This window comes from Virgisporangium ochraceum (assembly GCF_016863655.1).
In the GTDB taxonomy this organism is placed as follows: Bacteria; Actinomycetota; Actinomycetes; order Mycobacteriales; family Micromonosporaceae; genus Virgisporangium; species Virgisporangium ochraceum.
In genome coordinates, this window is record NZ_BOPH01000054.1 from 53,466 (window position 1) to 65,400 (window position 11,935).

Here is an 11,935-nt window from a genome sequence, read left to right on the forward strand (position 1 = left end):
GTCACCATGGATAGAGATTTCTCGTTAGGCTCGTAGTCCCTGGTCCCTACGCCCGTCGGGATGCGCCCTTGCCGCCGAACCGCCGCCACCGAGCCGGCCCCGAGCGGGTCGCGGCGCGGATGCGCGGGCTGGCGCGGTCGATGGTCGAGCAGACCGTGGCGGCGCCGAAGCCGGCGTTGGGCGCGTTCGCGGCCGGGCTCACCGTGGCGGCCGTCGTCGGTGGCCTGTTATCGCTCACTGTCGCGGTGGTCATCGCGACCGTGGTCGCCACCGTCGGCACCGGCGTGTCGGCGTTCGTGCTGATCAGGCTGTCGCTGCGCATCCATGCCCGGGCGCACTCGTTCGGGCCGTGCCGGGGCGCCGGCTATCTCGGGCTGGGCACCGCGGTCGCGGCCGCGACCACCGCCGTGGCCGGGGTGCTCGCGGCGGTGTCCGGTCCGTCGGCGGCCACGATCGCACTGCAGATGGGGACCGCGACAGCGGCCACCTCCTACGCGACCGGCCTGCTCCTGCTGCCCGGCGCGGCGCCGACGGTCGGCGCCCGGCTGCGGCACGGGCTCGACGGCGCCGGCATCGGCACCGCGGTCTTCCTGGTCACGTGGCTGCTCGTGCTCGCGCCGGCCGGCCGGGGAGTCCCGTCGGGTGCGCAGGTGCTGGTCGGGCTGACCGTCAGCGTGGCGCTGGCGGTCACCGTGATCACCGGGCTGCGGGCGGCCCAGCACCGGCCGCTGGCCATGGTCTGCGCCGCCGGAGCGGCCCTCGCGGTCGTCGGCATGGCGCTGCCGGCGCTCGGGCGCCAGGGTCCGGGCTGGTTGCTCGCGGCGGGCGTGGCGCTCGTCTCCGGTCCCCCCTTCATGATCTTCGGCGCGAGCCGCGCGACGACCGCGCCCGCCGGCGGCGCCGCGGCCCCGTACCGGGGTGGGCTCGCGGCGCACCCGCTGCTCGCGGTGCCGGTGGCGGCGGCGGTCGGCGCCGCCGCCTACCACGCGGTGACCGTCGGACCGTTCGACCGGGTCGCCGGGACCGTCGGAATCCTGCTCATCGGCGTCGTGGTGCTCCGCGAGTCGCTCGGCGCGCTCGACGTGCGCCGCTACGCCACCCGGCTGAGCGAACAGCAGGCCCGCTTCCAGGCGCTGGTGGCGGGCTCCGCCGACCTGACGATGGTGCTCGACACCGAACTGGTCGTGCGCTGGCAGTCGCCGGCGGCGGCGCGCCTGTTCGGTCTCTCCGACCAGGACGTGCTCGACCGCCCGTTCCTCGCCCGGGTGCACACTGACGACGCCCGGGGGGTGGCCGACCGGCTCACCGCGGTGCTCGCCGGCACCTGCGACAGCGACGAACCGGTGCGGTCCCGGCTCCGTGACGGCTTCGGCGGTTGGCGCGACACCGACTCGGTGATCCGCGACATGCGCTTCGCGCCCGAGGTCGGCGCCCTGGTGGTGCACGTGCGCGACGTCGCCGACGTGGCGGGCCTGCAGCGCCGGCTCGACGACGCCACCCGCACCGACCCGCTCACCGGCCTGCCGAACGAGCGGCGGCTCCTCGAGCTCACCGCGTCGCGGCTGGCCACGGGCAGCCGCGCGGCGATCGTCGTGGTCGGCCTGCACGGCGTCGCCGGGGTCAACGAGCTGTACGGCACCGCCGCCGGCGACGCGGTGCTCGTGCGGGCCGCCGAGCGGATCAGGGCCGACGCCGACGCCGACGACGTGGTCGCCCGCCTCTCCGGCCAGCGTTTCGCGGTGCTCACCGGCTGCTCGGCGCTGCGCGCGTACCCGCGGGCCGGCCGGTTCGTCGAGGCGGTCGCCGAGCCCTACGAGCTGAGCTGCGGCCCGGCCCGGGTCACCGCCTGTGCCGGGGTGGCCGACCTGCACGGTCCGGTGGAGCCCGACCTCGCGTTGTGGCACGCGGCCACCGCCGCCGACCGGGCACACGCCCGCGGCCCGGGTCGCGTGGAGGGCTACGACGAAGGGCTGGCCGCCGCGCTGCGCCGGCGGGCCACGATCGAGCAGACGCTCGCGTCGGCGATCCGCGCCGGCGCGTTCGACCTGGTCTACCAGCCGGTGATCGACCTGAAGACGAAGCTGCCGGTGGCCGTCGAGGCGCTGCTGCGCTGGCGGCTGCCCGACATCGGGCTGGTGCCGCCGCTGGAGGTGGTGGCCGCCGCCGAGGAGCTGGGCTGCGTAGACGAGCTCGACACCCGGGTGCTGCGCCGCGCCTGCCGCCAGCTGGCGCGGTGGCGGCGCGAGGGCCACGACCTCACCGTGGCGGTCAACATGTCGCCGTGGCGGCTCAAGGACGACGATCTGCCGGCGATCGTCGACGACGCGCTGACCCGGACGGGCGTCCCGGCCGACCGGCTGATCATGGAGGTCGCGGCCCGCGACGTCCCGACGACCGCGGTCCTGCCGCACCAGCGCACGCCCGACGAGAGCCCGCGGCCGATCGCGGCGCTGCGCGACCTGGGTGTCCGGGTGGCACTCGACCACTTCGGGTCGGGGTCGCTCGGCCTCGCCCAGCTCCCCCACCTGCCGGTCGACCTGGTCAAGGTCGACCGGTCGCTGTTCGCCGAGCCGTCGTCGGCCCTGGTCGACGTCGTCATCACGCTGGGCAACCGGCTCGGCTTCGAGGTGGCTGCGGTGGGCGTCGAGACGGAGACCGACCTGGCGACGCTGCGCTCGGCCGGCTGCGTCACCGGCCAGGGCAATCTCCTCGGTGCGCCGGCGCACGCCGAACGTGTCGAGGCCTACCTCGACGAGCACCGCGCCCGCCGTTTGTAACGCGCGGGTTAACACTCGCTGTGACCATTTCCTCAGGCGGCCGCGCCAGGCCGCCGGGCCTGCCGCACTTGGGCAGTATGACCGGATGCAGATCCGCATCGTGACGCCGGCCGAGCACGAATCCCTGCTCCCGGGTCTCATCGAGGTACTGCGCGACAGCGTCGACAGCGGTGCCAGCGTGGGGTTCGTCGCGCCACCGGCGTGGGCCGAGGCCGCCCGGTGGTGGTCCCGGACCCTGGCCGGCCCGGACGTCATCACCTGGGTCGCCGTCGACGACGGCGGCGAGCCGGTCGGCACCGTGCAACTGGTGCTGCCGTGGCAGGACAACGGCCGGCACCGGGCCGAGATCGTGAAGCTGATGGTGCACCGCCACGCCCGCGGCCGGGGCGTCGGCGGCCGGCTCCTCGCCGCGGCCGAGGAGGAGGCCGCCCGGCTGGGCCGGTGGCTGCTCATCCTCAACACCCGCACCGGCGGTGAGGCGGAGGCCATCTACGGCAAGCGCGGCTACGGCGAGGCCGCGGTGATCCCCGACTACGCCGCCGGCACCGACGGCGTCCTCTACCCGACGACGATCATGACCAAGGTCCTCGACCACTGACCTGCCCTGACGTGCCTGACATGACAACGGGCCTCCCCACGACGTGGGGAGGCCCGTTCTCTTCGAGCGGTCAGCCGCCGCTGCGACGGTTCGAGTAGCTGCGCCGGGTCGACTGGTTGCCCCGCGCGCCACCGACCTTGCCGGTCGTCCACGCCGGAGCGTCGGACGGCACGGTCTTGCCACGGGCGGCGGCGCGACGCTCGGCGCGCGACATGGGTTCGGCCGGCGCCTCGGCCTCGTTGGGCGTGTCAGAGCTGGACGGGTTCGCTGGCATACGGGCCTCCGGTGGCATTGCGGTCTGCGTGAGACGGATGGACCGCCGCTGCGCGGCCAGCAGATCCTCGACCGGGGTGTGGGAGGACAGCAACGAACGCTTACGCGGCGGACGGAACTCGGGCGCGAAACGGCGTTCAGATGATCACACGGTCACGGTAACCCATGCCGGGACCCGCTGCCTAGCGGATTACCGCTACCTGGGCGTGCCGAAGTTCTGGGTCCACACCGGGCTGTTGCCGTCGAACGCGAGCCCGACGCCGATGTTGCGGAAGCCGCAGTTCAGGATGTTGGCCCGGTGGCCGGAGCTGTTCATCCAGGCCTGCATCACCGACGCGGGCGTCTGCTGACCCTTGGCGATGTTCTCGCCGAGCGACCGCCACTTGTAGCCGGCGGCGTCGACCCGGTCGGCCATCTGGTCGCCGTTGCGGCTGGTGTGGGAGAAGTAGTCGTTGGCCGCCATGTCGGCCGAGTGCCCTTGAGCGGCGTTGGCGAGCTGGTTGCTGGCGGTCAGCGGGCCGCAGCCGGCCTTCGCCCGCTCCTGGTTGACGATCCGCAGCACTTCGGCCTTGGGCCCGGACGACTCGGTGTTGCCACCGCCGTTCGCGGCACCGGTCTGGGTCGGCTTCTTCGTCGTGCTCGTGGGCGCCTTGCTCGTCGGAGCGGTCGACGAGGCCACCGGAGGCGTCGACGACGCGGCCGGCGAGGCCGAGTCGGTGGGGAACGTGCCAGCGGTCTCCTCGTCGCCGCCGGGCGCGGCCGCCGGCGGTGGGACGTCGCCCGCGACCGCGGCGTTGCCACCGGCCCTGTCGTTGGACGCGAGCAGCCGGCTGCCGCCGTACGCGGCGCCACCGAAGAGGGCGAGGGCGAGCGCCGCTGCCAGCGCGACGCGCACGACGGGGAAGCCGCCGGCGGGGCGCAGGGCAGGGTCGGACGCACGATGGGACGCGATCATCGCGGTCGACGGTAGCGGCCGGTGCCGCCGCAAACGCGAGACCAAACCCGTTCTTAAGGATGGCCTCAAGCGAGCTTCATTCCCTGTGATCTGCCCTGTGATCTGCCCTGTGATCTGCCCTGTGATCTGCCCCGTCACGAACCCATCATTGCGGAATAATTATCACGATATGCGCCGGTTGTCGCCAAGTGACGTCAGAGTCTGGGTCGACCAGCCCAGCGCCGACAGGTACGCCTGCGCCAGCTCACCGGAGTCCACCGGCGCCTGTCCCAGCGCGCCGAGGTCCACCCGTTCGTACGAGTGCACCGTGGCGAGCACCTCGCCCAGGCGTCCCTCCCCTCGGATGAGCGCGGCCGCGACGTCGGCGGTCAGCGGCAGGTGGTGCGCGACCTCGGCGATCGACTGATCGATCAGGTCGGCCACCCCCGACAGCAGGCCCACCGTGAACCCCGACTCCGGCGGCAGGTCGAGGTGCTCGGCGACGGTCTGGCACAGCCGGGCCCGGATCAGCACCGCGGCGAGCTGGTCCTCGGTCGCCTCGCTCACGTCGCTGACCACCATCAGCGCCACCCACTCGCGCACCCGGTGCAGGCCGAGCAGCACGATCGCGTCCCGGATCGACCCGACCTTCTGCCGCAGCCCGGACGCGGCGCTGTTGGTGGCGCGCAGCAGCCGGAAGCTCAGCGCCGGGTCGGTCGTCACCAGCGCGACCACCTTGCGCAGGTCGATCTCGTTGGCCGTGAGCGTGGTGAGCAGGTCGAGCCGGCGGATGGCCGACGGCGACAGCCCGCGACCGCTGATCACGTGCGCCCGCCCGAGCACGTGCCCCTGGAACAGCTCGAAGCCCAGCTCGAACGCCAGGGCCAGCCGCTCCTCGCTCTCGATGCGCTCGGCGACCAGCGTCAGCCCGGGCTGCCCGCGCAGCCGGCCGACCGTCGACGTGAGCGTCTCCGTGTCGTTGTCGACCATGTCGAGCTTGACGTACGTGGCCATCGGCAGGAGCCGGACGCCCGTCTCGTCGAGCCGGAAGTCGTCGAGCGCGATCGTGTACCCGCGCTCGACCAGGTCGCGCACGCCGGCGTAGACCTTGTCGTCCACCGTGACCGTCTCGAGCACCTCGAGCACCGTCTGACCCGGGTCGAACGGCACCGGCAGGTCTCCGACCAGGAACTCCCTGGTGAGGTTGACGAAGCACGGCCGGTCGCCGACGAGCTGGCCCAACCCGAACTCGGTGAACGCGCTGACGATGACCTGGCTGGTCGCGAACGCGTTGCGGCTCGTGGCCGAGACCGCGTCGGCGCTGCTCCGGAACAGCAGTTCGTACCCGACCACGTCCCCGAACCGGTCGTAGACGGGCTGGCGGCCCACGTGGATCGCACGGGTCGGTGGTGCGGTCGTCACGGACACCTGATCGGCACCCGGATCGACCCTCTGAGCGCTTGCCCGGTGTGAGATCCTGCGCCGCCCGTCTCCCTGGCCCGGTGCTCCGGGCTTGGATAGCGTGGCCTTTCAGGGGCTTTGAGGGGACCGGGAGGCAGCGGTGCGCGTACACGAGTCGATCTATGTCGACGGAGGGTGGGTCGACGCCGACGCCGGCGAGCGCATCGAGGTGCTCAACCCCGCCACCGAGCGGGTCGTCGCCAGTGTTCCGGCCGCCGGCCCGGCCGACGTCGACGCCGCGGTCGAGTCGGCCCAGAACGCCGCCGACGAGTGGGCGGCCACCCCGCCCGAGAAGCGGGCCGAGCACCTGGCCGCGCTCCGCGACGCGCTCGCCGCCCGCCGGGACGAGGCCGTCGACACGGTCGTCCGCGAGCTCGGCGCGCCCGTGACGCTCGCGGAGCGGGTGCACGTCGGGCTGCCGCTGAGCGTGCTCGACTCCTACGTCAAGCTGCTCGCCGAGTACGAGTTCGAGGAGCGCGTCGGCAACTCGCGGGTGTTCGCCGAGCCGGTCGGCGTCGTGGGCGCGATCACGCCCTGGAACTACCCGCTGCACCAGGCCGTCGCCAAGGTGGCGGCCGCGCTGGCGGCCGGCTGCCCGGTGGTGCTCAAGCCGGCCGAGGACACTCCGCTGATCGCGTACGTGCTGGCCGACGCCGCCCACGCGGCCGGGCTGCCGCCGGGCGTGTTCAACCTCGTTCCGGGCACCGGCCCGGTCGCCGGTGAGGCGCTGGTGCGCCACCCCGGGGTGTCGATGGTCTCGTTCACCGGGTCGACCGCGATCGGCGAGCGGGTCGGTGAGCTGTGCGCCGGGCAGATCAAGCGGGTGGCGCTGGAGCTGGGCGGCAAGTCGGCGAACGTGATCCTGCCGGGTACCGATCTCGGCGGTCCCGTCGCCAAGGGCGTCGCGAACGCGTTCCTCAACTCGGGCCAGACGTGCAGCGCGTGGACGCGCATGCTGGTCCCCGCCGACCGGTACACCGAGGCCGTCGAGCTCGCCGCGGCCGCCGCCGCGAAGTACACCTGCGGCGATCCGCGCGACGCGAAGACCCGGCTCGGCCCGCTTGTGAACGCGAAGCAGCGCGAGCGGGTCCGCGGCTACATCCAGACCGGCGTGCGCGAGGGCGCCACGGTCGTCGCCGGCGGCACGGACGCGCCCCGCGAGGAGGGCTTCTACGTGCAGGCGACGGTGCTGGCAGACGTGCGGCCCGACGCCACCGTGGCGCAGGAGGAGATCTTCGGACCGGTGCTCGTGGTCCTCCCGTACGGCGACGTCGACGAGGCGGTGGAGATCGCCAACGGCACCCCGTACGGCCTCGCCGGCGGCGTGTTCGGGCCCGACGAGGAGACGGCGGTGGCGTTCGCCCGGCGCATGAAGGCCGGCCAGATCGACATCAACGGCGGCCGGTTCAACCCGCTGGCGCCGTTCGGCGGCTTCAAGCGCTCCGGCATCGGGCGGGAGTTCGGCGCACACGGGCTGGGCGAGTTCCTGGAGTACAAGTCACTCCAGCTCTAGGCCCGCCTCGGGCTCCCGCGGTAGCGGGCACATGAGTGGCGGGGTAGAGATAGCACTACCTCCAACTCGGGGGCTTACGGGCCCGACTTTCCCGCGGACGACGCGCAGAGTGAGAAGCGTCGACGTCCCGCTGGAGATCGGAGCCCACGATGCCCCCGGAGATCCGCGCCGCCCTGCTGCTCTGGCTCACCGCCCTGGTGGTGCTGGAGGCCGGGCTGGGACTGGTCGCGGGCCGTGACGGCATCCGGTTCGTGGCGCTGGCGCTGGCCACGGTGCTCACGATCCGCATGGCGGCCGGCCGCAACTGGGCCCGGCACACGCTCACGATCGTCTTCGGACTCGGCACCACCCCGTGGCTCGCCGTCGGCGCCTGGTGGTGGCTCACCGGCGACGCCGCCGCGTCGCCCACGATCGCGCGCCTGATCGGCGCCGAGCCCGGCGGCCTGACCTCGCTCCTGGTGGCCGCCAGCGTGCTCGCGCACGTCGCGGCGGTGGTCGCCGCCCTGGTCTACATGTACCGTCCCGCGGCGAATGCGTACTTTCGCCGTGAGGCGCCGACCCTGACCCGGCACGCGCCCGTCGAGGTCCACTGAGCACCGGTCCCAGGCGTTGTCCCACGACACCCCACACCGGGTCACCGATCTGGTCCGGACCTGGCACACTGCACAGTGGCGCCGGGCCATTCTCCATGATCAGCTCGCGTGCCCAGCCATTTGCGGGGTAGGCCCCCGAGGTGCCCCGCCGCTAGACGCAACGTATGGAGGATCTCAACGTGGGAGTCAGCCTCAGCAAGGGTGGCAACGTCAGCCTCACCAAGGCTGCACCGAACCTGACCGCGGTCACGATCGGTCTTGGTTGGGACGTTCGCACCACGACCGGCGCCGACTTCGACCTCGACGCGAGCGCGATCATCTGCAACGCCTCCGGCAAGGTCATCTCTGATTCACACTTCGTCTTCTTCAACAACCTGCGCTCCCCCGACGGCGCCGTCGAGCACCAGGGCGACAACCTCACCGGTTCCGGCGAGGGCGACGACGAGCAGGTCAAGGTGAACCTCGCCGGCCTTCCTCCGGAGGCCGACAAGGTCGTCTTCACGGTCTCCATCTACGACGCGGAGACCCGCAACCAGTCCTTCGGTCAGGTGTCGAACGCCTTCATCCGCGTGGTGAACTCGGCCGACGACAACGAGCTCGCCCGGTTCGACCTCACCGAGGACGCCTCCACCGAGACCGCGATGGTCTTCGGTGAGCTGTACCGCAACCAGGCCGAGTGGAAGTTCCGGGCCATCGGCCAGGGCTACGCTTCCGGCCTGCGTGGCATCGCTCTCGACTACGGTGTCAACGTCTGAGGTTTTCTGTCGTGGATTCGCGTCGTGCGCCGGGTGAGAGCCCGGCACACGACGCCGCCATTTCGTGTGTAGTGCGGATGGCGTCCCACGTCAGGGCACCGAGCCGCTAGGGAAGGCCCTCTTGTCCTTTATACGTACGTTCTTCTGGTCCTTCGTGGTGACCGTCGCCGGTCTCGCGGGCGGGTTCTGGTACGGCACCGGTCACCCGCACGACCAGGGGGCCATGGCCGCCGGGTTCACCGCCCTCTTCCTCGTCGCGATCCTGTGCATCCTCGAGATCTCGTTCTCGTTCGACAACGCGGTGATCAACGCGACGATCCTGCGCCGGATGTCGAAGTTCTGGCAGACGATCTTCCTGACCGTCGGCATCCTGATCGCCGTCTTCGGCATGCGGCTGATCTTCCCGTTCCTGCTGGTCAGCGCGAGCGCGGGCATCAGCCCGTGGTCGGCCGTCGAGTTGGCGCTCGGCAGCGAGGCCGACCAGGAACGGTTCGCCAACCTGTTGACGGACGCCCACCCCACCATCGCCGCCTTCGGTGGCATCTTCCTCCTCATGATCTTCCTCGACTTCATCTTCGAGGAGCGTGACTTCGTCTGGCTGCGCTGGCTGGAGCGCCCGCTGGCGAAGATCGGCAAGCTCGACCAGCTTTCGGTGGTCATCGCGCTGACTGTGATCGCCGTCGCCGGCGAGTTCCTGGCCGCCGACGAGGACCGCACCCGGGTACTGCTGGCCGGCGTACTCGGTCTCCTGACGTATCTCCTGGTCAACGGCCTCAGCGACCTCTTCGCCGTCGAGGAGGAGGACGACGAGGAGGAAGACGAGGACAAGGCGGTCGCGAAAGAGGTCGCGGCCGACGCCGAGAAGGTTCGCGAGGGTCAGATCTCTCCCGGACGGGCCGCGGGGCAGCTCGCGGTGGCCACCGGGCGCGCGGCGTTCTTCCTGTTCCTCTACCTGGAAGTGCTCGACGCCTCGTTCAGCTTCGACGGTGTGGTCGGCGCGTTCGCGATCACGCTCGACCCGTTCGTCATCGCGATCGGCCTCGGCGTCGGCGCCATGTACGTCCGGTCGATCACGGTCTACCTGGTCAACCGGGGCACGCTCGACAACTACGTCTACCTGGAGCACGGCGCGCACTGGGCCATCGGTGCCCTGGCCGTGATCCTGGTGCTCACGATGAAGTGGCACATCCCCGAGGTTGTCACCGGCCTCATCGGTGTGGCGTTCATCGGTGCGTCGCTCTGGAGTTCGGTCCGGCGTAACAAGAAGGTGGCGGCCGGTCAGGTGAGCGCCGACACAGACGACGACGAAGACCGAGAGCTGGCCAAGGTCTAGTCGACGAACCGAAAAATCTTGGACTCCCGGGCGACACGTCCGGGAGTCCAAGATATTTACGGGGTATCAAGGTTGACGCGCTATCGTGCGCCGAAGCAGCCGACATAGACCTCGGCAAGGACGTCCGGACCCCTCCGGCAGAGACGAAAGGCGGCGTGCACCACACCCCGACCGAGGCGTTCGGCGGGCTCCCGGCGCCGCTGGCTCCGGGTGCCACGCACGCGCCACCTTCTTCACCAAGACGAGGTCGCCGATGCGCCACTTCCAGCAGTTGCCCGAATCGCAGGCAGCGATGCTGTTCCATCGGATCCCCGCCGATTTCACCCGGAACAGTCCGCCGGACCTGCTCGCCGTCGCGTTGGGCGCCACCCTGTACGCGCCGGCCATCCGGCCCACCCTGGCCGCCGATCTCGCGCGGTGCCACCGCGACGGCCTGATGAGCCTCGTGTGCTGCCTCGAAGACGCGATCCGCGACGACGAGGTCGACGACGCCGAGGTCAACCTCGCCCACCAGCTCCGCAGGTTCGCCGACGAGGAACCCGACGGCCCCCTGATGTTCATCCGGGTGCGCCACCCTGACCAGATCTACCGCATGGCCGAACGGCTCGGCGACGCGATGCGTGTCGTCAGCGGGTTCGTGCTGCCCAAGTTCCGGCCCGACGAGTCGGGTCGGGCCGGCGTGCAGGCCGTGCACGACATCGCGGCGGCCACGGCCCTGCCGGTGTACGCGATGCCGGTGATGGAGACGCCCGAGATCGCGCACGCCGAGACGCGGCTGCCGACGCTGGTGCAGATCCGCCACCTGCTCGACCAGTTCAAGGACCGGGTGCTGGCCGTGCGCGTCGGCGTCACCGATCTCTGCGGCTGGTACGGCCTGCGCCGGCCGGCGGAGCTCACCGCGTGGGACCTCGGCCTGATCTCGACCACGCTCACCGACATCATCAACGTGATGGCCCGCCGCGACCGCGGTGGCTACGTGATCTCCGGCCCGGTGTGGGAGTACTTCACCGGTGGCGAGCGGGTGCTCAAGCCGCTGCTGCGGGAGAGCCCGTTCGCCGACCACGACCCCAACGGCCGTATCCTCCGGCGCAAGCTGGTGCGCGACGCGCTCGACGGGCTGATCCGGGAGATCCTCCTCGATCGCGCGAACGGGCTGACGGGCAAGACGATCATCCATCCGAGCCACGCCGCCGCGGTGCACGCGCTGAGCGTGGTGAGCCACGAGGAGTACAGCGACGCGGTGGTGATCGCGGCCGACGCCAACGGCGCCGGCGGCGTGCTGCGCAGCGCGTACGCCAACAAGATGAACGAGGTCCGGCCGCACTTCGCGTGGGCCAAGCTCACGCTGCTGCGGGCCCAGCTGTTCGGGGTGGCGGCCGAGGGCGTGACATTCGTCGACTTCCTCGACGCGTCCGTGGACCGGGAGCTGGTGGCGTGACCGACGACTTGGCCCGATGGGTCGGCGAGCACCTCGACGTGAGGCTCGTCGACCCGCCGGGCGCCGACCTGCGGCTGGACGATCTCGCCGGCCTCGCGGTGCGGCGCAACCCCAAGCGTGCCCACCTGGTCGTGTCGAAGGTGCTCGGCAAGCACATCCCCACCGACCCGCGGCTGGTCTACGCGTCGGCCCGGCTGCTCGGCGACAAGGCCGCCGCCGCGCTGGGTGGTCCCGGGCCGGCGGCGCCTGGACTGAGGAGC

11 protein-coding genes are annotated in these 11,935 nt (G+C 71.7%); 8 read left to right on the plus strand and 3 right to left on the minus strand.

The window, feature by feature from the left end; genetic code table 11:
* The first annotated feature begins 68 nt into the window (after nucleotides 1-68).
* A complete protein-coding gene (locus Voc01_RS20425; RefSeq protein WP_203929078.1) occupies nucleotides 69-2,777 on the plus strand; it encodes a putative bifunctional diguanylate cyclase/phosphodiesterase in 2,709 nt (902 codons plus the stop codon).
* Between the two features lie 85 nt (nucleotides 2,778-2,862).
* Entirely contained in the window at nucleotides 2,863-3,375 is a 513-nt protein-coding gene (locus Voc01_RS20430) for a GNAT family N-acetyltransferase (RefSeq protein WP_203929079.1), read from the plus strand.
* Between the two features lie 70 nt (nucleotides 3,376-3,445).
* Here Voc01_RS20430 and Voc01_RS20435 read toward each other — a convergent pair whose 3' ends face one another.
* The 3 genes from Voc01_RS20435 to Voc01_RS20445 all read right to left on the minus strand — a co-directional run bounded on the left by Voc01_RS20435 (nucleotide 3,446) and on the right by Voc01_RS20445 (nucleotide 6,010).
* The gene (locus Voc01_RS20435) at nucleotides 3,446-3,649 is read right to left on the minus strand and encodes a hypothetical protein (RefSeq protein ID WP_203929080.1); all 204 of its coding nucleotides are present in this window, start codon (nucleotides 3,647-3,649) and stop codon (nucleotides 3,446-3,448) included.
* Nucleotides 3,650-3,844: 195 nt separating this feature from the next.
* Complete coding sequence (locus Voc01_RS20440; RefSeq protein WP_203929081.1) at nucleotides 3,845-4,603, minus strand: CAP domain-containing protein; 759 nt, start codon at nucleotides 4,601-4,603, stop codon at nucleotides 3,845-3,847.
* A gap of 162 nt (nucleotides 4,604-4,765) precedes the next feature.
* Entirely contained in the window at nucleotides 4,766-6,010 is a 1,245-nt protein-coding gene (locus Voc01_RS20445; protein WP_203929082.1) for an EAL and HDOD domain-containing protein, read from the minus strand.
* Nucleotides 6,011-6,143: 133 nt separating this feature from the next.
* Here Voc01_RS20445 and Voc01_RS20450 point away from each other — a divergent pair, with 133 nt between their 5' ends.
* The 6 genes from Voc01_RS20450 to Voc01_RS20475 all read left to right on the plus strand — a co-directional run.
* The gene (locus tag Voc01_RS20450) at nucleotides 6,144-7,556 is read left to right on the plus strand and encodes an aldehyde dehydrogenase family protein (RefSeq protein WP_203929083.1); all 1,413 of its coding nucleotides are present in this window, start codon (nucleotides 6,144-6,146) and stop codon (nucleotides 7,554-7,556) included.
* A gap of 149 nt (nucleotides 7,557-7,705) precedes the next feature.
* Entirely contained in the window at nucleotides 7,706-8,149 is a 444-nt protein-coding gene (locus Voc01_RS20455) for a hypothetical protein (RefSeq protein ID WP_203929084.1), read from the plus strand.
* 179 nt (nucleotides 8,150-8,328) lie between these two features.
* Nucleotides 8,329-8,904, plus strand: a complete 576-nt coding sequence (locus tag Voc01_RS20460) for a TerD family protein (RefSeq protein WP_203929085.1) — start codon at nucleotides 8,329-8,331, stop codon at nucleotides 8,902-8,904.
* A gap of 121 nt (nucleotides 8,905-9,025) precedes the next feature.
* Entirely contained in the window at nucleotides 9,026-10,237 is a 1,212-nt protein-coding gene (locus tag Voc01_RS20465) for a DUF475 domain-containing protein (RefSeq protein ID WP_203929086.1), read from the plus strand.
* A gap of 292 nt (nucleotides 10,238-10,529) precedes the next feature.
* Nucleotides 10,530-11,675, plus strand: a complete 1,146-nt coding sequence (locus tag Voc01_RS20470; protein WP_203929087.1) for an HpcH/HpaI aldolase/citrate lyase family protein — start codon at nucleotides 10,530-10,532, stop codon at nucleotides 11,673-11,675.
* The coding region (locus Voc01_RS20475) for a phosphoribosyltransferase domain-containing protein (protein ID WP_203929088.1) at nucleotides 11,672-11,935 on the plus strand (264 nt) is incomplete at its 3' end. The genes Voc01_RS20470 and Voc01_RS20475, both read left to right, overlap by 4 nt.

Excerpts from the sequence above, each read along its gene's own strand:
- Voc01_RS20440 (WP_203929081.1), bottom strand. The coding sequence starts at position 4,603 with ATGATCGCGTCCCATCGTGCGTCCGACCCTGCCCTGCGCCCCGCCGGC.
- Voc01_RS20435 (WP_203929080.1), bottom strand. The coding sequence starts at position 3,649 with ATGCCAGCGAACCCGTCCAGCTCTGACACGCCCAACGAGGCCGAGGCG.
- Voc01_RS20430 (WP_203929079.1), top strand. The coding sequence starts at position 2,863 with ATGCAGATCCGCATCGTGACGCCGGCCGAGCACGAATCCCTGCTCCCG.
- Voc01_RS20455 (WP_203929084.1), top strand. The coding sequence starts at position 7,706 with ATGCCCCCGGAGATCCGCGCCGCCCTGCTGCTCTGGCTCACCGCCCTG.
- Voc01_RS20470 (WP_203929087.1), top strand. The coding sequence starts at position 10,530 with ATGCTGTTCCATCGGATCCCCGCCGATTTCACCCGGAACAGTCCGCCG.